Source organism: Altererythrobacter sp. CAU 1778, from assembly GCF_054482795.1.
In genome coordinates, this window is record NZ_JBTLRP010000001.1 from 1,406,285 (window position 1) to 1,428,719 (window position 22,435).

General features: G+C 63.6%; 23 protein-coding genes. 11 read left to right on the top strand and 12 right to left on the bottom strand.

Annotation, left to right across the window (positions count from 1 at the left end; genetic code table 11):
- Nucleotides 1-178: 178 nt before the first annotated feature.
- Both carB and greA read left to right on the top strand, forming a co-directional pair.
- On the top strand, nucleotides 179-3,502 hold the full coding sequence (gene carB / locus ACXYN8_RS06655; RefSeq protein WP_458888550.1) for a carbamoyl-phosphate synthase large subunit: 3,324 nt from the start codon (nucleotides 179-181) through the stop codon (nucleotides 3,500-3,502).
- Between the two features lie 100 nt (nucleotides 3,503-3,602).
- A complete protein-coding gene (gene greA, locus ACXYN8_RS06660; protein ID WP_458888551.1) occupies nucleotides 3,603-4,076 on the top strand; it encodes a transcription elongation factor GreA in 474 nt (157 codons plus the stop codon).
- Nucleotides 4,077-4,149: 73 nt separating this feature from the next.
- Here the strand turns inward: greA and ACXYN8_RS06665 are convergent, their stop codons facing one another.
- The 5 genes from ACXYN8_RS06665 to ACXYN8_RS06685 form a co-directional block, all read right to left on the bottom strand.
- A complete protein-coding gene (locus ACXYN8_RS06665) occupies nucleotides 4,150-4,380 on the bottom strand; it encodes a DUF4170 domain-containing protein (RefSeq protein WP_458888552.1) in 231 nt (76 codons plus the stop codon).
- Between the two features lie 87 nt (nucleotides 4,381-4,467).
- Nucleotides 4,468-4,947 carry a hypothetical protein gene (locus tag ACXYN8_RS06670; protein ID WP_458888553.1) on the bottom strand — a complete coding sequence of 160 codons (480 nt, stop codon included), beginning with the start codon at nucleotides 4,945-4,947 and terminating at the stop codon, nucleotides 4,468-4,470.
- Entirely contained in the window at nucleotides 4,940-5,299 is a 360-nt protein-coding gene (locus ACXYN8_RS06675; RefSeq protein WP_458888554.1) for a hypothetical protein, read from the bottom strand. Before ACXYN8_RS06675 ends, ACXYN8_RS06670 begins: the two co-directional genes overlap by 8 nt.
- Nucleotides 5,296-5,748, bottom strand: coding sequence for a phage holin family protein (locus tag ACXYN8_RS06680; RefSeq protein WP_458888555.1), 453 nt, complete (start codon nucleotides 5,746-5,748; stop codon nucleotides 5,296-5,298). The genes ACXYN8_RS06675 and ACXYN8_RS06680 overlap by 4 nt, the downstream gene beginning before the upstream one ends.
- A gap of 2 nt (nucleotides 5,749-5,750) precedes the next feature.
- Complete coding sequence (locus ACXYN8_RS06685; protein WP_458888556.1) at nucleotides 5,751-6,320, bottom strand: hypothetical protein; 570 nt, start codon at nucleotides 6,318-6,320, stop codon at nucleotides 5,751-5,753.
- Between the two features lie 150 nt (nucleotides 6,321-6,470).
- On the opposite strand from ACXYN8_RS06685, the gene eno reads away from it, so the two are divergent.
- Both eno and ACXYN8_RS06695 read left to right on the top strand, forming a co-directional pair.
- The gene (gene eno, locus ACXYN8_RS06690) at nucleotides 6,471-7,757 is read left to right on the top strand and encodes a phosphopyruvate hydratase (protein WP_458888557.1); all 1,287 of its coding nucleotides are present in this window, start codon (nucleotides 6,471-6,473) and stop codon (nucleotides 7,755-7,757) included.
- A 4-nt stretch (nucleotides 7,758-7,761) separates the two neighbouring features.
- A complete protein-coding gene (locus ACXYN8_RS06695; RefSeq protein ID WP_458888558.1) occupies nucleotides 7,762-8,262 on the top strand; it encodes a YcxB family protein in 501 nt (166 codons plus the stop codon).
- Here the strand turns inward: ACXYN8_RS06695 and moaB are convergent.
- Genes moaB through ACXYN8_RS06710 form a run of 3 tightly spaced genes read right to left on the bottom strand, consistent with a single transcriptional unit; the run spans nucleotide 8,259 to nucleotide 11,289 of the window.
- Complete coding sequence (moaB, locus tag ACXYN8_RS06700) at nucleotides 8,259-8,786, bottom strand: molybdenum cofactor biosynthesis protein B (protein ID WP_458888559.1); 528 nt, start codon at nucleotides 8,784-8,786, stop codon at nucleotides 8,259-8,261. The two genes, ACXYN8_RS06695 and moaB, sit on opposite strands and share 4 nt — an antisense overlap.
- Nucleotides 8,787-8,788: 2 nt before the next feature.
- Nucleotides 8,789-10,552 carry a lytic transglycosylase domain-containing protein gene (locus ACXYN8_RS06705; RefSeq protein ID WP_458888560.1) on the bottom strand — a complete coding sequence of 588 codons (1,764 nt, stop codon included), beginning with the start codon at nucleotides 10,550-10,552 and terminating at the stop codon, nucleotides 8,789-8,791.
- Complete coding sequence (locus tag ACXYN8_RS06710) at nucleotides 10,531-11,289, bottom strand: hypothetical protein (protein ID WP_458888562.1); 759 nt, start codon at nucleotides 11,287-11,289, stop codon at nucleotides 10,531-10,533. The genes ACXYN8_RS06705 and ACXYN8_RS06710 overlap by 22 nt, the downstream gene beginning before the upstream one ends.
- Before the next feature lie 86 nt (nucleotides 11,290-11,375).
- Between ACXYN8_RS06710 and ACXYN8_RS06715 the strand changes: the two genes are divergently transcribed.
- The 7 genes from ACXYN8_RS06715 (at nucleotide 11,376) to ACXYN8_RS06745 (ending at nucleotide 19,629) form a co-directional block, all read left to right on the top strand.
- Nucleotides 11,376-13,025, top strand: a complete 1,650-nt coding sequence (locus ACXYN8_RS06715) for an electron transfer flavoprotein-ubiquinone oxidoreductase (RefSeq protein ID WP_458888563.1) — start codon at nucleotides 11,376-11,378, stop codon at nucleotides 13,023-13,025.
- Nucleotides 13,026-13,222: 197 nt separating this feature from the next.
- Nucleotides 13,223-14,035 carry a 4-(cytidine 5'-diphospho)-2-C-methyl-D-erythritol kinase gene (locus tag ACXYN8_RS06720; protein ID WP_458888564.1) on the top strand — a complete coding sequence of 271 codons (813 nt, stop codon included), beginning with the start codon at nucleotides 13,223-13,225 and terminating at the stop codon, nucleotides 14,033-14,035.
- The gene (locus ACXYN8_RS06725) at nucleotides 14,032-14,763 is read left to right on the top strand and encodes an N-formylglutamate amidohydrolase (protein ID WP_458888565.1); all 732 of its coding nucleotides are present in this window, start codon (nucleotides 14,032-14,034) and stop codon (nucleotides 14,761-14,763) included. The genes ACXYN8_RS06720 and ACXYN8_RS06725 overlap by 4 nt, the downstream gene beginning before the upstream one ends.
- 106 nt (nucleotides 14,764-14,869) lie before the next feature.
- Nucleotides 14,870-16,714 carry a dihydroxy-acid dehydratase gene (ilvD, locus tag ACXYN8_RS06730; protein ID WP_458888566.1) on the top strand — a complete coding sequence of 615 codons (1,845 nt, stop codon included), beginning with the start codon at nucleotides 14,870-14,872 and terminating at the stop codon, nucleotides 16,712-16,714.
- Nucleotides 16,711-17,067 (top strand): hypothetical protein, encoded by a 357-nt coding sequence (locus ACXYN8_RS06735; protein WP_458888567.1) that lies wholly within the window; start codon nucleotides 16,711-16,713, stop codon nucleotides 17,065-17,067. The genes ilvD and ACXYN8_RS06735 overlap by 4 nt, the downstream gene beginning before the upstream one ends.
- Nucleotides 17,057-18,430: an NAD(P)H-hydrate dehydratase gene (locus tag ACXYN8_RS06740; protein WP_458888568.1), complete on the top strand. Its 1,374-nt coding sequence runs from the start codon at nucleotides 17,057-17,059 to the stop codon at nucleotides 18,428-18,430. Before ACXYN8_RS06735 ends, ACXYN8_RS06740 begins: the two co-directional genes overlap by 11 nt.
- Nucleotides 18,427-19,629: a class I SAM-dependent RNA methyltransferase gene (locus ACXYN8_RS06745; protein WP_458888569.1), complete on the top strand. Its 1,203-nt coding sequence runs from the start codon at nucleotides 18,427-18,429 to the stop codon at nucleotides 19,627-19,629. The genes ACXYN8_RS06740 and ACXYN8_RS06745 overlap by 4 nt, the downstream gene beginning before the upstream one ends.
- Here ACXYN8_RS06745 and ACXYN8_RS06750 read toward each other — a convergent pair.
- The 4 genes from ACXYN8_RS06750 to ACXYN8_RS06765 are packed head-to-tail and all read right to left on the bottom strand — an operon-like array spanning nucleotide 19,604 to nucleotide 22,427.
- The gene (locus ACXYN8_RS06750) at nucleotides 19,604-20,380 is read right to left on the bottom strand and encodes a hydrolase 1, exosortase A system-associated (RefSeq protein ID WP_458888570.1); all 777 of its coding nucleotides are present in this window, start codon (nucleotides 20,378-20,380) and stop codon (nucleotides 19,604-19,606) included. The two genes, ACXYN8_RS06745 and ACXYN8_RS06750, sit on opposite strands and share 26 nt — an antisense overlap.
- An 11-nt stretch (nucleotides 20,381-20,391) precedes the next feature.
- Entirely contained in the window at nucleotides 20,392-21,057 is a 666-nt protein-coding gene (locus ACXYN8_RS06755) for an alpha/beta hydrolase family protein (protein ID WP_458888572.1), read from the bottom strand.
- Nucleotides 21,058-21,090: 33 nt separating this feature from the next.
- Nucleotides 21,091-21,399 carry a phosphopantetheine-binding protein gene (locus ACXYN8_RS06760; protein ID WP_458888573.1) on the bottom strand — a complete coding sequence of 103 codons (309 nt, stop codon included), beginning with the start codon at nucleotides 21,397-21,399 and terminating at the stop codon, nucleotides 21,091-21,093.
- Between the two features lie 29 nt (nucleotides 21,400-21,428).
- Nucleotides 21,429-22,427 (bottom strand): GNAT family N-acetyltransferase, encoded by a 999-nt coding sequence (locus tag ACXYN8_RS06765; RefSeq protein ID WP_458888574.1) that lies wholly within the window; start codon nucleotides 22,425-22,427, stop codon nucleotides 21,429-21,431.
- Nucleotides 22,428-22,435: the final 8 nt, after the last annotated feature.

The window sequence follows — 22,435 nt, forward strand, 5'->3', positions numbered from 1 at the left end:
CGCGGTCTCATTTAAGGCTGGTGGGCAATGCATTGAGCAAGCGGAATTCATTCGATCATCGCGAACGTTCATTGGTCGACTAAAAAAGTTGCCACTCGGCTCGGCAGGGTGGGATCTATTCAAGATTGGCCTTGGTGCCGCCCTTGGCGTAGCTGCTACTAAGATTTTTGGAACCTGAATGCCCAAACGCACTGACATCTCCTCGATCCTCGTCATCGGCGCTGGCCCGATCATCATCGGCCAGGCTTGCGAGTTCGACTACTCCGGCACGCAGGCGATCAAGGCGTTGAAGGAGGAGGGCTACCGCGTGGTCCTCGTCAACTCCAACCCGGCCACGATCATGACCGATCCGGAGTTCGCCGACGCCACCTATATCGAGCCGATCACGCCGGAAATCGTCGCCAAGATCATCGCGAAGGAGCGGCCCGATGCCGTCCTGCCGACGATGGGTGGGCAGACCGCGCTCAACTGCGCGCTGAAGCTTGAAGAAATGGGCGTGCTCGCCGAATACGGGGTCGAGATGATCGGCGCCAAGGCCGACGCCATCGACAAGGCGGAGAACCGCCAGCGTTTCCGCGCCGCGATGGACGCCATCGGCCTCGAAAGCGCGCGCAGCGGCGTCGCGCATACGGTCGAACAGGCTTACGAAGTGCTGGAGACGACCGGCCTGCCCGCGATCATCCGCCCCAGCTTCACGCTCGGCGGGACGGGCGGCGGCATCGCCTACAACCGCGCCGAGTTCGAACAGATCGTCCGCTCCGGCCTCGACGCCAGCCCCACCACCGAAGTCCTGATCGAGGAATCGCTCCTCGGCTGGAAGGAATACGAGATGGAGGTGGTGCGCGATCGCAAGGACAATGCGATCATCATTTGCGCCATCGAGAATGTCGATCCGATGGGTGTCCACACCGGCGATTCCATCACGGTCGCCCCGGCGCTGACGCTGACGGACAAGGAATACCAGATCATGCGCTCCGCCAGCATCGCGGTGCTGCGCGAGATCGGGGTGGAGACGGGCGGCTCCAACGTTCAGTTCGCGGTCAATCCCAAGGACGGGCGACTGATCGTGATCGAGATGAACCCGCGCGTGTCGCGCTCATCCGCGCTGGCGTCCAAGGCCACCGGCTTCCCCATCGCGCGCGTCGCGGCGAAGCTGGCGGTGGGTTACACGCTCGACGAGATCGAGAACGAGATCACCGGCGCGACGCCGGCGAGCTTCGAGCCGACAATCGATTACGTCGTCACCAAGATCCCGCGCTTCGCCTTCGAGAAGTTCAAGGGCGCGAAGCCCGAACTTGCCACGGCGATGAAGTCCGTGGGCGAGGTCATGGCGATCGGCCGCAATTTCGCGGAATCGATGCAGAAGGCGCTGCGAGGGCTGGAAACCGGGCTCGACGGCTTCAACCGCGTGGTCGAACTGGAAGGCGTCAGCCGCGATGTTCTTACCGGCTCGCTCAGTCAGCGTACGCCCGACCGCCTGCTGAAGGTCGCACAGGCTTTCCGCGAGGGGATGAGCGTCGAGGACATCAACGCCATTACCAGTTACGACCCATGGTTCCTGCGCCAGATCGAAGCGATTATCGAAGCCGAAACGCAGGTGTCGCGCGACGGACTGCCGACCGACGCCGAGGGGCTACGCCGCCTGAAGGCGATGGGCTTCTCCGATAAGCGGCTGGCGACCCTCGCGGTTCGTTCCGTCCACGTCGCGGGCGGGCTGGGCGAAACCCAGGCGACCCGCTCTGGCCTGCTGCATGACGCCGTGCGCGCCATGGCTGGCGCGACCAGCGAAGACGAGGTTCGCAAGCTGCGGTACAAGCTCGGCGTGCTGCCGGTCTTCAAGCGCATCGACAGCTGTGCGGCGGAATTCGAGGCGATCACGCCTTACATGTACTCGACCTACGAAGCGCCCACCTTCGGAGAGGCCGAGGACGAGGCAATCCCCAGCGACGCGCAGAAGATCGTCATCCTCGGCGGCGGACCCAACCGCATCGGGCAGGGCATCGAGTTCGACTATTGCTGCGTACACGCCTGCTTCGCGCTGGCCGAGCAGGGGTTCGAGACCATCATGGTCAACTGCAACCCGGAAACGGTCAGCACGGATTACGACACCTCCGACCGCCTGTATTTCGAGCCATTGACTGCTGAAGACGTGCTGGAAATCCTGCGCGTCGAACAGCAGGCAGGCGAGTTGGTCGGAGTGATCGTTCAGTTCGGCGGGCAAACGCCTCTCAAGCTGGCGCAGGCGCTGGAGGATGCGGGTATTCCCATTCTCGGCACGTCGCCCGACGCCATCGACCTTGCCGAGGACCGCGAACGCTTTGCCCAGCTGGTCAACAGGCTGAAGCTGAAGCAGCCGCTGAACGGCATTGCGCGCAGCCGTGACGAAGCTGCTGCGGTGGCGCAGAAGATCGGTTATCCCGTCTTGCTGCGACCCAGCTACGTGCTCGGCGGTCGCGCGATGGAGATCGTCGATTCAGAAGCGCAGCTGGACGACTACATCGCCACGGCGGTCAACGTGTCGGGCGAAAGCCCGGTTCTGATCGATCAGTATCTGCGCGACGCGGTGGAATGCGACGTGGACGTCGTTTCCGACGGCACGGAAGTCCGCATCGCGGGCGTGATGCAGCATATAGAGGAAGCCGGCGTCCATTCGGGCGACAGCGCGTGTACGATACCGCCCTACAGCCTCGATGCCGAGATCGTCGACGAGATGGAACGCCAAGCCCAGGCGCTGGCTCTCGCGCTGGACGTCGTGGGCCTGATGAACGTGCAGTTCGCGGTGAAGGATGGCGAGGTCTATCTGATCGAGGTCAATCCGCGCGCCTCGCGCACCGTGCCCTTCGTCGCGAAGGCCATCGGCCAGCCCATCGCCAAGATTGCGGCGCGCGTGATGGCGGGCGAACCGCTCACCAATTTCGAGCCTTTCCGCCGCGACCTGCCTTACATGGCTGTGAAGGAGGCGGTCTTCCCCTTCGCGCGTTTCCCGGGTGCCGATCCGGCGCTTTCGCCGGAAATGAAGTCCACGGGCGAGGTGATGGGGCTGGACAGGGATTTTCCTGCCGCCTTCGTCAAGTCGCAGCTAGGTGCAGGAGTGATCCTGCCGGAAAGCGGCACGGTGTTCGTATCGGTGAAGGATACCGACAAGCCGGTCATTCTGCCCGCCGTGCGCCAGCTCGTCGAACTCGGCTTCACGATCATCGCCACCTCCGGCACCCACCGTTTCCTCGAGGAACAGGGCGTTCCGGTCGAACTGGTTAACAAGGTCGCCCAGGGCCGTCCGCATATCGTCGACCGGATCGTCGATGGCGGGGTCGACCTGGTCTTCAATACGACCGAGGGATGGCAGAGCCTGAAAGACAGCCAGTCGATCCGCGGCTCCACGCTGCAAATGAAGCTGCCCTACTATACGACGGCGGCCGCTTCGCTCGCTGCGGTGCGCGCAATCGCATCGGTCAAGGCAAGCCAGCTTGAAGTCCGCTCGCTGCAAGACTATTATAGCTGACGAATAGACGCGAATTCCCGACAATCAGGCCCGCCCGCCGCTCCCGAAACGGGGGCGGGGAGGGTGCTTTTCGCCGGATAGCACAGCTTCAAGAGGTAGGATGACGATGGAAAAAGTGCCGATGCTGGCGGAAGGCTACGAACAGCTGACCCGTGAACTCAAGGCACTGCGTGACGAACGGCCGAAGATCGTCGATGCGATCGAGGAAGCGCGCGCGCATGGCGACCTTTCCGAAAACGCCGAATACCACGCTGCCAAGGAACGGCAGGGCCAGGTCGAAGCGATGATCGGCGATATCGAGGACCGCGTTACCCGCGCGCAGATTATCGACCCCTCGACCCTTTCGGGCGACCGTATCGTGTTCGGCGCGACCGTCAGCCTGCTCGACGAAGATGACAAGCCGGTAAAATACCAGATCGTCGGTCAGACGGAGGCCAACGCGAACAAGGGTCGCATTTCCTACAACTCGCCCATCGCCCGCGCGCTGATCGGCAAGCAGGTTGGTGACGAGGTCGAGGTGACGGTGCCGTCCGGCGACAAGTTCTACATGATCGACAAGATCGAGTTCATCTGAGCATTTCGCTCTGAGACGAACAAAGAAAAACCCCCGGAGCGATCCGGGGGTTTTCTGTTTCCGGCGATGAGCTTCAGGTTTCCGGCGTCAGAAGCTTGTGAAGGTGGACGATGACGTACTTCATCTCCGCATCGTCGACCGTCCGCTGGGCGTTGGCGCGCCAGACGTCTACAGCTACGTCGTAATCGCTGAAGATGCCGGCGGCGTGGATGCTCTCGGGGTCCTGAAATTCCGAACCGCGGGGATCCGTGACGCGCCCGCCCATCACCAGGTAGAGCTGCTGCGTCGTTTCCTGTTCTTTCATCTGGTCGCCCCGTCAATCAATTGGGTTGCACATGGCGGCGCGCCATAGACGGATCACAGGCTTTCGCAAGTCACCCGATGGTCGCGGTCACACACCGATGCGGTCGCGGATCGAACGGGTCGTGCGGCCCGCCTTCTTCGATCCTTCGCGCGCTGTAATGCCGGCCGCATCGCGCGCCCCGCCAAGCTGGTAACCGAGTTCGCGGCGGGCCTTGCGAGCCTTGTCGCCCAGCGTGTCGCCGATGTCCTCGATCCGGTCGCCGCTGTAGCGTGCGGCATCTTCGGCGGCGTCGAGAGCCTTCAGGCCGTAGACCATTGCCAGATCAGCCGCAGCGCTCGCAAGCGATACGCCCTTTGCGCCGAGGCGACGCCCCGGGCGAGTCATCGCGCCGATCAGCAAGCCGACAGCGATAGCGCCACCAATGGTGGCCATCGGGTGAGCCTTGACGAATTCGGTCGCCTGTTCAGCGGCTTCGCTGGCTTTGTCTGCGAGCGTGCGTTCTTCCTGTCGCGCCTGTCCTTCTTCGATCCGGCGTTCGAGTTCTTCGCGTTTGGCGTCGTCAGTCATGTTCGTCTCCGTAAAATTGTGGGTCGTTATCCCAATGGTCCTGTGACGCGGAATGTTCCGAAGCTGTGTCGTGCTCGTCGTCTCCGAAAAGCCAGTCCAGCAACGGGCCTCGGAACAACCACAGGCCGAGACCTGCGATGACGGCCGCGATCTTGCCCGGATTGCGCTCCGCCAGCTCGGCTGCCTCTTCGGCCATGTCCTTTGCGCCTTCGCCGATACGATCGGACAACCTCTCGCCAAGGCCCTTGCCGGATATGTCAGCGCGGAACTGGGCGATGTCGGTCTTGAACAGCGTCAGGGCCGCATTGCGCAGCACCCGGTCGCGAACGAGCTCAGGGGGCAGGGCGCTCATGCTTCCTCCTCCGTGAACGCTGCCGACAGCTGTTTGGAAAGTGTCCGCAGCTTGATCGCGCATATGCCGAGCACAATCAGCCAGAGGAGTATCACCACCGCCGTCGCGCCCCAGATGGTGAGGATCGGGGTCAGCCCGATCACGAGCCCCACCGTCAGCGCGACCAGGGCAAGCACCGCCGATAGCGCGGCGATGCCGCCAAGAACTGCGGCGCGGCCTACGCGGCCGGAGAGAAACTTGGCGCGACTCTTCTGGAAATGCAGTTCGGCCTCGACGTAGGTGCGGCCATCGTCGATCATGGCCTTCACATCGTCGATCAGAGAATGATCGGGGCCCGCCGGTGCATCCAGGGTTTCGTCATGCGGGACAGCGGTCGGAGTGTAGCCCACCCCGACCGCGTCCGTATCGCTGTACGTGCCGACACGCCCGTCTTCGGGCTTTGTCGCCACGATCAATCGCGGTTGCTGGTGAACAGGCGGGCCAGCATATAGCCGGCAACTGCCGCCAGACCGACTGCGAGGCCCGGGCTCTTGCGGACGGCCGCACGGGCATCTTCCGCGAGTTCGTCGAGTTCCTTGTTGTCGAGCTTTACCGCGGTTTCCTGCAGGGTGCGCGAAGCAGTGCGGGCGTAATCGCCGTATTTCGGACCGAACTTTTCATCGAGCGTGGCGGCATTGTCCGACACCAGCTTGCCGAGGCCGCTGAGGCCGTCGCTCACCGTGGTCTTGCCATCACGCGCGAGTTCGACTGCCTTGACCTTCGCCTGACCGGCGTAGTCTTCGGCATCGGAGCGATAGGTATCGCCCTTTGCCTTGGCCTTGCCACGGTAGCCGTCGGCACGGACCTTGGCTTCGTCGCGCAGAGCGGCGGCACCGGCCTTTGCCTCGTCGAGCGCGCGGTTGAAGCGGGTCTTGGCTTCGGCCTTGTTATCCACGACGCCAACGTTTGCAGCGGTGGCAGTAGCGGTCACCGGCTGGGCGGTTGCGGTTTTCGTGGTCTTCTTGGCGGGGGTATCGGCCATCGTGTTGAGCTCCCTAAAATGAATGCGCAGATAGCGGCGTCAGGTGACGCGCGTGTCTTATCTAAGTAACGCAGCTTGCCTGCCAAGGTTCCACTGATTAGGGACCGCGACGAAATTAGGTTGCAGCGCAACATTCACCCGGAGATTCTCATGACCGCCATCATCGACATTCACGGCCGCGAAATCCTCGACAGCCGGGGCAATCCCACCGTCGAAGTCGACATTCTGCTGGAAGACGGCAGCTTCGGTCGTGCGGCAGTTCCTTCGGGCGCCTCGACCGGCGCATACGAAGCTGTCGAACTGCGCGACGGTGATGCGAGCCGTTATCTTGGAAAGGGCGTGACCAAGGCGGTCGACAACGTGAACGATGCGATTGCCGACGCGGTGCTCGGGCGCGACGCCGAGGATCAGCGCGAGATCGACCAGGCGATGATCGACCTCGACGGATCGGACAACAAGGGCGCTATCGGGGCGAATGCCATTCTCGGCGTGAGTCTGGCCGTTGCGAAGGCCGCTGCCAATGCGCGCGGCCTGCCGCTCTATTCCTATATCGGCGGCGTATCGGCGCACGTGCTGCCGGTGCCGATGATGAACATCATCAATGGCGGCGAACACGCGGACAATCCGATCGACATCCAGGAATTCATGATCATGCCGATCGGCGCGCCAAGCCTTGCAGAGGCGGTGCGCTGGGGCGCGGAAGTGTTCCATACGCTGAAGAAGGGCCTGTCGCAGAAGGGCCTGGCGACGGCTGTCGGTGATGAAGGCGGCTTCGCCCCCGATCTTGCCAGCACCCGCGCCGCTCTGGATTTCATCATGGAATCGATCGCGGCTGCCGGCTTCACGCCGGGTGAGGACATTGCACTCGCGCTCGATTGCGCAGCGACCGAATTCTACCGCGACGGCAAATACGAGATTTCTGTCGAAAGCCTCACGCTCGACGGGCAGGGCATGGCAGAATACCTCGCCAAATTGTGTGACGATTATCCGATCCGCTCGATCGAGGACGGCATGAGCGAAGACGATTTCGATGGATGGAACGCGCTGACGCAGCAGCTCGGGCAGCGCGTACAGCTGGTCGGCGACGACTTGTTCGTGACCAATCCCGCACGTCTCGAAATGGGCATCGGCAAGGGTCTTGCGAACTCCCTGCTGGTTAAGGTCAATCAGATCGGCACGCTCTCCGAAACCCTCGAAGCCGTCGATATGGCGCACCGCAACGGCTATACCTCCGTAATGAGCCACCGCTCGGGCGAGACCGAGGACGCCACTATTGCGGACCTCGCCGTCGCCACGAATTGCGGGCAGATCAAGACCGGTTCGCTCGCGCGGTCGGACCGGCTCGCCAAGTACAACCAGCTGATCCGCATCGAGGAAGAGCTCGGCTCTACGGCCCGTTACGCAGGCGAGGGCGCTTTCGGTCGCCTCGCGCGTTAGTCGATTGGGCGAAGCAGTCTTCTTCATCGCAGAGGACGAGGTGGTCGAAGCCGCCCGTTTCACCTCGATGAAGCGACTGTTCTCGCGCCCGCTCCTGCCATTGCTGATCGGACTTCTCGTGGTTCTTGCCGTCGCCGCAATTTCGGTCGGCAAGGGACAGGTGATGTTGTTCGCCATCGCAGCGGCGCTGGCCCTGCCGATCGCTTTCGCCGTGACCCTGTGGTGGGTCGTGCCTTGGCAGGCGCGGCGGCACTATCGCCAGACTGCGGCCTTGCGCGACGAGATTGCCCTGCGTTGGGACGATGAGGGCGTGAGGATGGCTTCGGCACGCGGTAACAGCAGGCTCGCCTGGAGTGACTTCCACGCATTCGCCGATACCGCTTCGCTCCTGATCCTCTATCAGTCCGAAATGCTCTATTCGATGTTCCCCAAGCGCGCATTTGCGGCAGGTGAGATCGAGGAAATGAAGCGGCGTGCCCGCCGTGCGGGCCTCCGGGAAATCTAGCGCTCCCGCAAACGCGGGATCAATTCGACGAAATTGCAGGGCCGGTTGCGGCTGTCGAGCTGCTCGGCAAGGATGCCGTCCCAACCGTCCTTCACGGCGCCATTGGAACCCGGCAGGGCGAAGATATAGGTCCCGCGAGCGAGCACCGCGCAGGCGCGCGACTGGATCGTCGAGGTGCCGATGGTCTTGTAACTCAACCAGCGGAACAGTTCTCCGAACCCGGGGATGTCCTTGTCCTTGATGCGGTCGAGCGCTTCCGGCGTCACATCGCGCCCGGTCATGCCGGTACCGCCGGTCGAAACGATCACGTCGATCTGCGGATCGTCGATCCAGTTGCTGAACCGCGCAGCCAGACCGGCGACGTCGTCCCGCTCTATTGCGCGCGCTGCGAGGATATGGCCCGCGCCTTTGACCCGTTCGGTCAGGATGTCGCCGGACGTATCATCTTGCGCCGTGCGCGTGTCGGACACCGTGAGAACGGCGATTCGGACAGGCTTGAAGGGCAGGCTTTCGTCGATCGCCACGCTCAGTCCGCACCGCTGTAGGACAGGCGGGTACTCGCGCTGACCGCCGGGAACCCCGGCCATTGCCCTTGCGCCAGCGCAACGCGGCTTGGTGACGTGGCAGCGGCCTGCCGCTCGTACATCCAGTAATTGCGCATCACGATCGCGACGTATTCGCGCGTCTCCCAATAGGGAACCGACTCCATCCACAGCAGCGGATCGTTCTGATCGCGTATCTCGCCCTGCCAGCGGGTCACCGGGGTCAGCCCCGCGTTGTAGGCCGCCATGATCTTCGGCAACCGACCCTGCGTCGCGCCGGAACGGCTGAGCATACCCAGATGCTCCTGGCCGAAAGCAAGGTTCACTTCGGGTTGGTTGAGGTCGCGCGCATTGCCGGCGACACCCAACTTGCCTGCGTGATCGCGCGCGGCGGCGGGGACGATCTGCATCAGGCCGCGCGCACCTGCCGGGCTGACGACCGAGGCTCGGAAGTTCGATTCCTGAAGCGCATGGGCGTAAACCAGTGCGGGATCGACCTTCCAGCCCGCGATCGGCTGCCAACGGGCGACGGGATAGCGCGCAGCCGGATCCGCGCTCGCCCGCCGAGGAGCGTTGTGGGCCATCCACAATTGTGTCTGCGGAGATCCCATCGCGCGGGCGAGCCGCGAAAGCGCTTCGAATTGCGAAGGATCGCCGATCCGTGCCTGGTGACGCAAGGTCTGATCGGCGAGTTCGTCACGACCGAGTTCGGCGAGCATCGCAGCAACGCGCACGTTATCGATCTGGCTGAGCCCTGCCCAATCCTGTGCGGTGAAGTCCGAGCCGGCCGTGCGCCGCGGCAGATCGCTGCCGAGTTGCTCGGCGGCGAGCATCCCGTAAAGCGTCTCATCCATCCGCGCCGCGCCGCGCAGCATTTCCGCCGCCTTTTCGGGCTGGCGGCTGCGGACGTAGGCTCTCGACGCCCAGTAATAGGCCGCGGCCCCCAGCTCCAGGCTGTGGGCACTGCTCGCCGCGCGGTGGAAACCTGCTGCTGCCGTCTGGAAATCGCCCAGGCGCCAGGAAGCCAATCCGACGACCCAATCGCCCTCGGAAACCCAGGGCCCGCTGCCACGTTCGCCGACCGTGTTGGCCATCGCCAGCGCGGCGGTGTCGCGGTTTTCGATATAGTAAGACCATGCCACGCGCTGCCGCCATTCAGCCCTCGCAGAACTGCTTAGCGCCGCGTCGATTCCGTCGAGCAGCTGCCGGGCGCCGTCCGGATCGTCATCCTTGATATGCTGGAGGATGGTGTTGGCAATGTCCCGCGGCATCGTCCCGTCGTCGGTTTCGCGCGGGCGCATCCGCTTTGGCGCGCTGCCTTGCCAGGTCAGCGACTGAGCGGGCGGCAGGTAGGGTGCGGACACCATGCCGCGCTTCGCGCCAAGCGCGGCCATCTGCTCGGCCTGAGGCAGGTTCGGATTGGCGGCCAGCCATGCCTCGATCTGCGGAAGCTCAACGCGCGGGCTGTTTGCGTGGAGGTAGTATTCTGCACGTGCCGTGCCATGCAGCGGCCCGTCGGTACGGCTTGCAAGCAAGCTATCCACGCGCGCCCAGTCCTCCGCGTCGACAGCGTCGAAAAGGTTGGTGTAATAAACACGGTCCTCGGCCGAAAGCTGCGCTGGCACCTCGGTGCCGCGCGCCTTGGCGATGAAGTATTCTGCTGAACTTGCACTCGCGCCGGTCGGCACAAGCGCGGTTCCCGTGGCGAGCGCAGCTGCCGCGAGGATCAGTCGGCGTGGGCGGTCCATTGAAGCCATGTGTTCCAGAATGCCTTTCGCGCTCTTGCCCGCTGGCCGAGCCGGTCCGGTCCCCAGGCGCAGAGCATTGGTACTGTCCCGCTCTGAATCGCATATTCCCGCACTTCGGCAGGGCCTTGCGCCGGATCGTGTTGCATGAGCGACAAAGCGTCTGCTCCGAAGACCAGCAAGCGCTTGGGCTTTACCAGCGAGACGTGGTGCGCAAAGATATCTGCGATACCCGCCTGAGCAAGTTCGGCGCTATCCTCATGCGGAGTGCAGGCGGGAAGCAGGCTCGCGAAATACAGCGAAGTTTCGTCCAGCCCGGCCGCTTTCGTGAAACTGCGCAAGAAGCGTCCCAATGGGCCGGAAAGAAGCGTGTCGCCGTCTGCCTGCTCGGGATGGGCGACGGCGAGCAAAAGCTCTGCGCCCACCGGACCTGACGGTCTTACCCGCAACGCGCCGGGCGGGGCGAGGGTGTCCTGCGTCATCCACCATTCCTGGAAGGCGGGAAGATCGCCGGGCCATTCGGACGCCGCTCCGCCGATAGAAGGACGCACTGGCTCCGGTGCCTTCACAAGCACGTCTGTTGCGCGCCGAGGCTCCGGATTGACAGCGGCTTCAACCTCTTTCGCCTGCAGCCATGATTGCGGCTCATCGACGAAGGCGCAGTCAACGCCCGCCTCCCGCCACCAATCCGTAGCGGCAGCCAGCGCAGAGGCGAGATTTTGTGTTTCGGTGGCGGACATAGGTGAACCTGTTGCGGTCTTGACCTGCCGCACGGCAGCAATCAAGGCACGGATGCGCTTTATCGATCGAATATAAGAGGACTTCCATGAGCGAACGTGAATCGATGCCCTGCGACGTGGTCATCGTCGGCGGCGGAGTTGCCGGGCTGGCCGCTGCAATCCGGCTTAAGCAGGTGAAGGAAGACCTCGAAGTCGTCGTGCTCGAAAAAGGCTCCGAAATCGGCGCGCACATCCTTTCCGGCGCAGTGGTCGATCCCAAGGCTCTCGACGAGCTGCTGCCCGAGTGGCGCGATCAGGGTTGCCCGATGGCCGAAACGCCGGTGACGGATAACTGGCACTGGGTGCTCAGCAAGACCAAGCAGTACGGCATGCCGCATCTGATGATGCCACCGTTCCTTTCGAACAAGGGCTGCTACACCGGATCGCTCGGCAATCTGACACGCTGGCTGGCCGAACAGGCCGAAGCACTTGGAGTGATGGTCTTCCCCGGCTTCCCGGCGGCAGAGGTCATCATCGATGAAAACGGCGCGGTCGGCGGCGTCATCACGCAGGACATGGGCATCGCCGCCGATGGCAGCCATAAGCCCGATTACCAGCCCGGCATGGAAATCCACGCCAAGTACACGCTCTTCGCAGAGGGCGTGCGCGGCAATCTCACCAAGAAGATGAAAGCGCGATACGACCTCGAGGCGGACTGCCAGCCGCAGGTCTATGGGCTCGGCATCAAGGAATTGTGGGACATTGACCCGGCCAAGCACGTGCCGGGCCGCGTCATTCACACGCAAGGCTGGCCGCTTTCGGAAAGCGAGAGCTGGGGCGGGGGCTTCCTCTACCATCAGGCGAACGGTCAGGTGGCGCTCGGTTTCGTCACCGCGCTCGATTACGCAAACCCCTACGTCTCGCCCTATCAGGAATTCCAGCGCTGGAAGACCCATCCGGCGATCCGCGAATACCTCGAAGGCGGCAAGCGCGTGGCCTATGGCGCGCGTGCGATCAACGAAGGCGGCTGGCAGAGCGTGCCGAAACTCGCCTTCCCCGGCGGCGCGCTGATCGGCTGCGCGGCGGGCTTCGTCAACGTGCCCCGCATCAAGGGCAGCCACACCGCGATGAAGAGCGGTATGCTCGCTGCTGAGAGCGTCGCTGCCGCAATCGAAGCGGGGAGCGAGAAGACCGAACTGATGGAATACGACGCCGCCGTGCGCGACAGCTGGATCGCGGACGAGCTCAAGCTGGTGCAGAATGCAGAGCCTGCCGTCGCCAAGTTCGGCGGCGATTTCGGCACGCTTGTTGCGGGCGTCGATATGTGGATGCGCTACCTCAAGATCGGCCTGCCGATCGCGATGAAGCACGAGCCGGATTACGAGCATCTGCACCGCGCGGACCTCTACAAGCCCATCGACTATCCCAAGCCCGATGGCGAGATCACTTTCGACCGTCTTACCAACGTCGCCTACAGCTACACCAACCACGCGGAGGATCAGCCGGTCCACCTCAAGGTCTGCGACATGGAATTGCAGAAGGTCAGCGAGCTTGGCGAATATGCCGGTCCCTCGACGCGTTACTGCCCAGCGGGCGTCTACGAATGGCTGACCGACGAGGACACGGGCGAGGCGAAGTTCCAGATCAACTCGCAGAACTGCGTCCACTGCAAGACCTGCGACATCAAGGATCCGAACCAGAACATCGAATGGACCACGCCCGAAGGCGGCGGCGGGCCGAACTATCCGAATATGTGAAGCGGAAGGGTAAGGCTGACGAAGTTGAGACAGTGAGAGCGCTGATCGTCGCTTCCTGAGCGCGGAAAACCGCCGAAAACGGCGACAAAGCGAAGTTGACGCTTTTCGAGAACTTTTCCGCAAATGTGAAAGTACCGACCAGCAATTCCAAGGAGCCGCAGTGGTTTTGGTGGGTCGAGCGAAGTAGGAAAGCGCAAGTGTCCGCCGAGACCGCCTTCGCCAAGATCAACCTCGCGCTGCATGTCCGGCGGCGGCGGGATGATGGCTATCACGAACTCGAAACACTGTTCGCATTCGTGGACGCTGGCGATGTGCTGACGGCACGATCTACCAGGCAGGACAGCGTGCAGACTGTTGGCGAGTTTGCTGGCGGGCTGGACGATCCGTTCGACAATCTCGTGGCGCGCTCTCTTTCGGTTTTGCCGCGCTCCGATGGTCTTGCGATTACGCTGGAAAAGAACCTCCCCGTCGCAGCGGGGCTGGGCGGCGGCTCGGCTGATGCAGGGGCGGTGTTTCGGATCGTGCGCGATCTTTACGGCTTGCCCCACGACTGGCGCGAGCGGGCGGCGCGGCTCGGGGCCGATGTTCCGGCTTGCGTCGAAAGCCGCACCTGCATCGGGCGCGGGACGGGGACGGAGCTGGAGCCAGTGGAGGGTAGTCTGGAAGGCACGCCTGTCCTGCTGGTCAATCCGCGCCTGCCTCTTTCCACTGGACCGGTGTTCAAGGCGTGGGACGGAAAGGATCGCGGCCCCCTCCCGGAAGGCAACCCCATGCAAATCGCGCTGGAGGGACGCAACGATCTCGAAGCGCCTGCCACCGCGCTCTGTCCTGTCATCGCGGATGTCCTCGCCACCCTGCGCGGAACGCAGCCGGTGCTCGCCCGTATGTCGGGTTCGGGCGCGACGAGTTTTGCGCTGTTCGACGATGCCGCAGCCCGCGACCGTGCCGCCGAACAGATCGCCGCCGCACATCCCGAATGGTGGCAGATGACAGGACAATTGCGCGCATGATGATCGACGACCTTCCGTACCGCCAGGTCGGGCAACCCGTGCGCGGCGGGATCGTGTGCGTGGCGGACCATGCCTCCAACCACGTGCCGGACAACATCAGCCTCGGCGTCGATCCTTCGGCGCTGGAGAAGCACATTGCGGTCGATATCGGAGTTGAGGGCGTCGCCGAGCGCCTCGCACGACGCCATTCCGTGCCAGCGCATATCGCGACCGTCAGCCGCCTCGTCTGCGACCTGCACCGCGAGGAAGACCATCCTGCCGTTGTGCCTACCGAAAGCGACGGCATCCTCATCCCCGGCAACATCGGCGCGGACCTCGACAAGCGGCTCGACCGCTTCCATCGCCCCTACCATGCTGCATTGGCCGAGTGGCTCGACGCTGCCGAGCCTGCGCTGATCCTCTCGCTGCACAGCTTCACGCCCGAACTGGAATCCCGCGCGGAGGAACGTCCCTGGGAAGTCGCGCTGCTCTACAATCGGGACGACCGCGCCGCGCGCCACGCCATCCGCCTGTTCGGCGAGCGCGGCCTGCTGGTTGGCGACAACCAGCCCTATTCGGGCAAGGAACTGAACGCGACGATGAACCGCCACGCCGAGGCGCATGGCCGACCCTATCTCGCCATCGAGGTGCGGCAGGACCAGATCGGAAACGAGGCGGCGCAGGCGCGCTGGGCCTCGCTGATCGCCGAGGTTGCTGGACTGACCGCGCTCGCGCTCGAAAGCGAGTAGGGACTCACATCAGCCATCGCTTGCCCGCGATGAAGATTTTCCGCTTCGGTTTGGCCCCGACGCTCCCCTAGTGTAGCGCGGCGCTATAACCGACAGGACAGACCCGATGCCCGCCTACCGTTCCCGCACATCCACCCATGGCCGCAACATGGCCGGCGCCCGCGGGCTGTGGCGCGCAACCGGCATGACGGACGAGGATTTCGGCAAGCCGATCGTCGCCGTGGTCAACAGCTTCACGCAATTCGTGCCGGGCCATGTCCACCTGAAGGATCTCGGACAGTTGGTCGCGCGCGAGATCGAGGATGCGGGCGGCGTCGCCAAGGAGTTCAATACCATCGCGGTCGACGACGGTATTGCGATGGGTCACGACGGAATGCTCTACAGCCTGCCGAGCCGCGACCTGATCGCCGACAGCGTGGAATACATGGTCAACGCCCACTGTGCCGACGCGATGGTCTGCATCTCCAATTGCGACAAGATCACGCCGGGAATGCTGATGGCGGCAATGCGGCTCAACATCCCGGTCGTCTTCGTCAGCGGCGGACCGATGGAAGCGGGCAAGGTCGTGCTGAAGGGCAAGGAAGTTGCGCTCGACCTGGTGGACGCGATGGTCGCAGCGGCTGACGAAAGCTACACCGATGAGGAAGTGACCGAGATCGAGCGGAGCGCCTGCCCGACCTGCGGCAGCTGCTCTGGCATGTTCACCGCCAATTCCATGAACTGCCTGACCGAGGCACTGGGCCTTTCGTTGCCGGGCAATGGCTCGACCCTGGCGACCCATGCCGACCGCAAGCAGTTGTTCCTGCGCGCCGGGCGACTCGCGGTCGAACTGTGCCGCCGCTATTACGAGCAGGACGACGAAAGCGTGCTGCCGCGCTCCATCGCCAGCTTTGAAGCGTTCGAGAATGCCATGAGTCTCGACATCGCAATGGGAGGCTCGACCAACACCGTGCTCCATCTTCTCGCCGCCGCGCACGAGGCGGGGGTGGACTTCACCATGTCCGATATCGACCGGCTGAGCCGCAAGGTGCCGTGCCTGTCGAAAGTCGCTCCGGCCAAGTCCGACGTGCACATGGAAGACGTGCACCGTGCGGGCGGGATCATGGCGATCCTTGGCGAACTGGACCGCGCAGGCCTGCTTCACACCGCCTTGCCCACCGTTCACTGCCCGACGATGGCAGACGCGCTCGACGGATGGGACATTGCCCGCACCAACAGCCCGGCGGTGCAGAAATTCTACATGGCCGCGCCCGGCGGCGTCCCGACGCAGACCGCCTTCAGCCAGTCGCGCCGCTGGGACGATCTCGACCTCGACCGCAAGGGCGGGGTGATCCGCAGCGCCGATAACGCCTTCAGCCAGGATGGCGGGCTCGCCGTCCTCTACGGCAATATCGCCCGCGACGGATGCATCGTGAAGACCGCCGGCGTGGACGAGAGCATCCTCAAGTTCACTGGCCCTGCCAAGGTCTTCGAAAGCCAGGATGCCGCCGTCGCGGCCATCCTGACCGATCAGGTCATCGCAGGCGATGTGGTCGTGATCCGCTACGAAGGGCCGCGCGGTGGGCCGGGTATGCAGGAGATGCTCTATCCGACCAGCTATCTCAAGTCGAAGGGACTGGGGGCGGCCTGTGCGCTGCTAACCGATGGCCGGTTCTCCGGCGGAACGTCGGGCCTGTCCATCGGCCATGTCTCTCCCGAAGCCGCGGAAGGGGGCGTGATCGGATTGGTGCAGGAAGGCGACATGATCGCCATCGACATTCCCGCGCGCACCATCGAACTTCACGTACCGGAAGCCGAGCTCGCCGCGCGCCGCGCCGCGCAGGATGAAGCCGGCTGGAAACCCGCGAAGGATCGCCCGCGCAAGGTCACGGCAGCCCTCCGTGCCTATGCCGCAATGACCACCAGCGCCGCACGCGGCGCGGTGCGGGACGTCGATCAGCTCGGCAAATGAGATGCGCAGGCCTCTGCGCCGCGTTCGCAATGGCCGGGCTGGCAGCCTGCAACGGCGAAGGTGAGCCCGCAATCGGCACGCCGGTCGAGTGCGCATCCGGCAACGAAGCCTATCAGGTGCAATGCCATGCCGTGGTGGCGCTCGATGGCGGAGCACATATTCTGACGGTTCGACATCAGGACGGTGGCTTTCGCCGGTTCCGATACAACGACGATCCGGCGACAATCGAGACCGCCGACGGTGCCGACCCGGCAATTGTGGCTGTGTCTGCGGACAAGGTCTCGATTGCTGTCGAACAGGACCGATACGTCATTCCGTTTTCTCTTTTGGGCGTGCAGGCCGATGGACGCTGAGCTGGTCCTCACCGCCGTGCAAATGCGCGCGGCGGAGCAGCAATTGATCGACGCGGGCTCCTCTGTCGATGCGCTGATGGAACGCGCCGGGCGCGGCGCGGCCGAATGGGTTTGGCGCATGGCGGGCGGCCGCCCGGTCACCGTGCTGTGCGGCCCAAGCAACAATGGCGGCGACGGCTACGTCATAGCGCGCGTGCTGGCGGAAAGAGGGTTGCCCGTCGACGTCGTCGCGCCGATGCCTCCTGCAACGGACGCCGCAATTGCTGCCTGCAAGGCATGGGGCGGGAAAGCGAGTGTCGATCCCGCCAATGGCATCTTGGTCGACTGTCTGTTCGGAACCGGTCTGTCGCGCCCTATCCCCGACGATCTGGAGGATAGACTGCGGGTGCTTCGCTTGTCGCACGAGTGCAGGATCGCAGTGGACCTTCCGAGCGGAGTGTTCAGTGATGACGGCAGCCTCGCCAATGGTGCAATCCCGCCGTACGATCTCACGCTGGCGTTGGGGGCGTGGAAACCCGCCCACTGGACCATGCCTGCTTCGGCAATCATGGGAGAACGGCGGCTAATCGACCTTGGCATCCCGTTCGTGGAGGGCGCGGCGCAGCTGGCCAACCGGCCAAAACTCGCAGCGCCTTCGCGCGACTCGTACAAATACACCCGCGGACTTGTCGCCATCGTCGCTGGAGAAATGCCTGGCGCTGCCGCCTTGGCAAGCCGCGCGGCGCTTCACGCCGGGGCGGGATACGTAAAGGCGGTCGGCAGCACCTCAAGCAGCGAATTGCCGCCAGAGATCGTTAAAGATGCGGACGGATTAAGCGACGATCGTGTGCGTGCCGCGCTGATTGGTCCGGGCCTCGGACGCTCGGAAGAGTCCGCTGCCAAGCTTCGCGCGGTTCTAGCTATCGGAAAGCCGACCGTGATCGATGCCGATGCCCTGATCTTGCTCGATCCCGCGTTTCTCAGGGACAGGCGCGCGCCCGTCCTCCTCACACCCCACGAAGGCGAACTTCGCCAGCTGTGCGAGACGTTTGGCGTCGACGCATCTGGCAAAGCCGGGCGGGCGAGCGCGCTTGCTGCCGCTACCAATGGTCACATCCTCGCAAAGGGCTCCGACACGATCCTGGCAACACCCGATGGCCAGCTGACGTATTTTCCGCCAGCATCCCCGTGGCTCAGCACTGCGGGCAGCGGAGACGTTCTTGCCGGGATCATCGCCAGTCGTCTCGCCACCGGCGTCACGCCATCGCGCGCGGCGATCGAGGGGTATTTCCTAAATCGTGAGGCCGCGCATCTCGCCGGCTCTGCTTTCGGCGCAAGCGGCCTTGTCGATTGCCTGCCGGAAGCTTACGCGCGGCTCCTGTGAGCGAATACGAAACTATCGAACGGATTGCGGCGAAGGGCGATGGCGTTACCGCCAGCGGTCGGCACGTGCCCAATACCGCGCCACTCGACAGAGTGCTGGCCGATGGCAAGCAGATCGAACGCGGGCCACATTACGTCACACCGCCATGCCGTCACTTCGGCGAATGCGGCGGGTGCCAGTTGCAGCATTGCGACTTCGTATCGCTTGCGCAGTTTGTTTCGCAACGTGTTGAATACGCAGCATCCGGTCAAGAACTCGAGATCGGTGAGCTGCTGTCACCTCACCTCAGCACACTGCGCACCCGGCGACGCTGCACGCTGCACGTCCAGCGGAAAGGCAAGAACCTCTCCGTCGGGTTTCGGCAGGCGGGAGGGCACGCGGTGGTCGATATGCGGCAGTGCGAAGTTCTCGCGCCGGAACTGTTTGCGCTCGTCGCGCCGCTCCGCAAGCTGCTGGACTTGGCAGACGGCAAGACCGGGGACATCGACCTTGCGGTGACCGATCAGGGTATCGACTGCGCGATCCGTGGTTTTGCGTTCGAAGGTCTCGCTGCAAGCGAGGCCCTGACCCAGTTCGCGAAGGCGCAATCGCTGGCAAGGCTGGCAATCGACTACGGCTACGGCCCCGAACCTGTCTGGGAGCCCGAGCCGGTCAGCATTACCCTGTCGGGTGTTGCCGTGAGTTATCCCATGGGCTCGTTTCTTCAGGCCACCGAAGACGCCGAGGCGGTAATGGTCGCGCAAGCGCGCGAATGGCTCTCCCGCTGTGCGAGGATCGCGGACCTGTTCGCCGGTCTGGGCACTTTTGCCTTTGCCCTTGCGGACCAGTCCAGCGTTGTCGCTGTCGAAGCCGCGCGCGACGCTCATCTTGCCTGCACCACGGCTGCGCGACGCAGCGGCCGCAATGTCGAAACATCGCACCGCGACCTGTTCCGGAACCCGCTGCAATCCGAAGAGCTGGCGGCTTTCGATGCAGTTCTGCTCGATCCACCGCGTGCCGGTGCGCGCGAACAGGTCGCATCACTGGCGCAGAGTTCCGTGCAGACAGTGGTCTACGTCAGCTGCAATCCTTCGAGCTGGGCGCGTGATGTCCGTACTCTGGTCGAAGGTGGCTTCACGCTGGAGCAAGTGCGCCCCGTCGGGCAATTCACCTGGAGCACTCACGTCGAGCTGGTCAGTCTGCTGACGCGAAAGTCTTGAGCACTTCGAGTATCCGGTCGCGCAACCAGACCTGATCAGCCGGCTTGCTGAATGCATGATCTGCAGCAGCGCGTCGGATGATGGTTTCGGCACCTGCATTCCAGCAGGCATCGAATGCCTGCGCAGTACGATCGGCCTCTGCCAGAAGGATAGTGGTCTTGCCGCCGAACGCGTCGAGAGACGAGCGCATTTCCCGCGACAGGTCCGAAACGGTGGGCGAGGGGGCGGCGGCCTGCCGAAGTCCCGCAGCGAGTTTGCGCAGATCCACACCGCCGCGCAGCAAGCGCCATACTTCACGCGGATTGCGAAGATTGGCGATATAGCGAGAACGAATGGCTGCTGCGGGTAGCGGACCCTCCTTCGCCTCCTCGTCGTAGGTCCACGGATTGGTCAGCACCATCGCGTCGAAAGGCAGGTTCGCGCACATCAACGCGCTTGCCGCATCGCAATTGCCGAGCGCGACCACATGACGGAGGTTCGGCTTCATTGCGCGGAAGGCGGCAAGCGCGGCCGCGATATCCTCTCGCGAGTTCGCGAAACCCCGATTTTCTCCCTCGCTGTCGCCAATGCCCCGGCGGTCGTATCGGAATATGGGAAAGCCTTCTCGCGCCATGTGAGCGGCTAGGTCTGCCGATCCGCCAAACGCACCGCATCGCAGTTCATTGCCACCGCTGACAATCAGCAATCCGATTGCCACATCGCTATCGTCCAGCGTCCCGACGAGCGTATCCCCCTCGCAGGAAAATGCCATATGCCGCCGCGTCATGCTGCCGCGGTCCGAAGAAGGACGTCTGCCAAGGCGTCAGCCTGCGCCGCATCGTAATCGGGCTCCGCCCGCAGCCATAGTCCAGCGCCGCCAACGGCGGGCTGGGTGACGGTCTCGAGACGCTCGTGTGATGGAATCCCTGCACTTTCAAGCTGCTCCACCATGGCGCTTCCCAGACTGTATCCCGCCAGCGTCACTCCGTCAGATCGCCCGCGCGCGAGCAATTCTTCCATCGTCTCGGGCCGACCCGCCTCCTTGGAGGATAACGCCTGTGCGCGTAGCAGGGTGCGAAGCAGCTTCGTGCCGGATTGTGGCGCGTAAAGCCGCGCGGGAAGGGGGGCCGGGGCCAGGATCGCTCCGGCCCGGATCGCCAGGACTCCCGTCGCACCAAATAGGCCTGCCGCCGCAATAACGTCCGCTCGCCATCCGGAAACAGTCTGCTCGGACAGCGGCAGACGGCTTTCATTCGTTCCGGGCAGGTCGGGCAGGAAGCTGTCGATGCCGGCCCCGTCGAGCCGCCGCATGACCTCGACCGTCAGGCGCCGCATCTTGCTCGCCTCGTCGAACAGGGCGGGAATTACGAGAACACGCCGCGACCGTGCCCGGTCGAAGGCTATCGCCAGTTCCTGCAACCCATCAGGAGTGGTCCAGCTGGAAATCACGGGCGACGCCTCACGTAGCCCGCCGCGGCGCGGTCAGCCCTTGTGCTTCGCTTCGCAAAAGGCGAGCAGCCCGCCATAGGTTTCCAGCATTTCGCCATCGACTTCGTCATCGTCGATGATGATATCAAGACGATCTTCCAATTCGGTTAGCAATCCGGCGACCGCCATCGAATCAAGTTCTGGCAAGTCACCAAACAGCCCGGTCTCGGCTTCGAATGCCGCCACACGCTCCGCGTCGAGCCCCAGCACATCGCTGAGAACCTGCCGCAGCACCAGATCGGTCTGCTGATGGTCCGCGTCGCGAACGATGATAGCCTGCGATGGCGTGTCGTCTGTCACCATAACCCCCGGTGCCGAAATCGGGCCGCCGACTAGCCGCTACCGCGCTTCGACGCAAGTTGCCGCACTGCAGCCTTGGCGATGCGAGGCCAGTTGCGCGGTTCGGAAAGGCGGTAGCAGTCTAGGCGATAACGCGGCCTGGCGTCGTTCATCCAGTCCGCCTTGTAGCCATCGTCACCCGTACCGAAATCGACGAACTGGACGCCGTCCACGTCGATGACGTGCTGCATCAGCGCCGCTGTCAGGCTCGATCCCGGAGACAATGGCTTGGCGTTTTCCCGGTAAGCCAGTTTGTGGATGTAGGCCGTGCCGTTATCGACTGTCCAAAATTGCGCTGCGACAGCCTGATGACCATCATAAGCTATACCGAGACGCAAGCGGCCTGCCTTTCCCTCCGCCTCTGCAAACGCGCGCAAAAGTGAGGCGTCGCCTTCTTCCGGTTTCCAGCTCTCGGCATAGATTTCTTCATAGCTGAACCAACTATCGTCCGAAAATTCCGTGATAATCTGGCATCGGACTTTCTTCGCCTTCCGCTTCAATGTGGTGCGAAGGCGGCCTGGCGTCGCAGCAAGGCACTCTGCGCTGCTGCGCCCTTCGATGCACAGGAAGTGATTGGTATCGCACGCCTGACGGAAAACGATCCAGCCTGCCGATTGCATGGCGCTTTCGAGGCGAGAGGCCGTTCCGTGTTCGTCGGGGAGCGGGGACAGGTGGACGCTGGCAGCCCTGGAATGCAGTGCCTTGCAGAGCGCGACCAATGCCGCGCAGCCTGGATCATTAGCGATGAGTGGTGTCCAGCTGAAACTGTACCAGTTCGTCAAAGCTTCCAGACGTTTGCCATGCTGCCATAGCGCCATGGCCGCGCGCGCATCGCCAAGCTCGGCCTGGACGAAGACAGCATTATTTTTACCTTCCGCGAGCAAGGAGAACCACTCGGCACGCTGAAACGGCGCAGTGGCGGCCTCATCGAAGGGTTGCAGAACCCCTGCGTCGCGATGATAGCTGTCCGAACTTACGCCTGCACGTTTCAACCGGAGAA

Excerpts from the sequence above, each read along its gene's own strand:
- ilvD (WP_458888566.1), top strand. The coding sequence starts at position 14,870 with ATGCCCGCCTACCGTTCCCGCACATCCACCCATGGCCGCAACATGGCC.
- ACXYN8_RS06705 (WP_458888560.1), bottom strand. The coding sequence starts at position 10,552 with ATGGACCGCCCACGCCGACTGATCCTCGCGGCAGCTGCGCTCGCCACG.
- ACXYN8_RS06750 (WP_458888570.1), bottom strand. The coding sequence starts at position 20,380 with ATGGCATTTTCCTGCGAGGGGGATACGCTCGTCGGGACGCTGGACGAT.
- greA (WP_458888551.1), top strand. The coding sequence starts at position 3,603 with ATGACGATGGAAAAAGTGCCGATGCTGGCGGAAGGCTACGAACAGCTG.
- ACXYN8_RS06760 (WP_458888573.1), bottom strand. The coding sequence starts at position 21,399 with ATGGTGACAGACGACACGCCATCGCAGGCTATCATCGTTCGCGACGCG.
- carB (WP_458888550.1), top strand. The coding sequence starts at position 179 with ATGCCCAAACGCACTGACATCTCCTCGATCCTCGTCATCGGCGCTGGC.
- ACXYN8_RS06725 (WP_458888565.1), top strand. The coding sequence starts at position 14,032 with ATGATGATCGACGACCTTCCGTACCGCCAGGTCGGGCAACCCGTGCGC.
- ACXYN8_RS06715 (WP_458888563.1), top strand. The coding sequence starts at position 11,376 with ATGAGCGAACGTGAATCGATGCCCTGCGACGTGGTCATCGTCGGCGGC.
- ACXYN8_RS06675 (WP_458888554.1), bottom strand. The coding sequence starts at position 5,299 with ATGAGCGCCCTGCCCCCTGAGCTCGTTCGCGACCGGGTGCTGCGCAAT.
- ACXYN8_RS06685 (WP_458888556.1), bottom strand. The coding sequence starts at position 6,320 with ATGGCCGATACCCCCGCCAAGAAGACCACGAAAACCGCAACCGCCCAG.
- ACXYN8_RS06670 (WP_458888553.1), bottom strand. The coding sequence starts at position 4,947 with ATGACTGACGACGCCAAACGCGAAGAACTCGAACGCCGGATCGAAGAA.
- ACXYN8_RS06665 (WP_458888552.1), bottom strand. The coding sequence starts at position 4,380 with ATGAAAGAACAGGAAACGACGCAGCAGCTCTACCTGGTGATGGGCGGG.
- ACXYN8_RS06735 (WP_458888567.1), top strand. The coding sequence starts at position 16,711 with ATGAGATGCGCAGGCCTCTGCGCCGCGTTCGCAATGGCCGGGCTGGCA.
- ACXYN8_RS06740 (WP_458888568.1), top strand. The coding sequence starts at position 17,057 with ATGGACGCTGAGCTGGTCCTCACCGCCGTGCAAATGCGCGCGGCGGAG.
- eno (WP_458888557.1), top strand. The coding sequence starts at position 6,471 with ATGACCGCCATCATCGACATTCACGGCCGCGAAATCCTCGACAGCCGG.
- ACXYN8_RS06710 (WP_458888562.1), bottom strand. The coding sequence starts at position 11,289 with ATGTCCGCCACCGAAACACAAAATCTCGCCTCTGCGCTGGCTGCCGCT.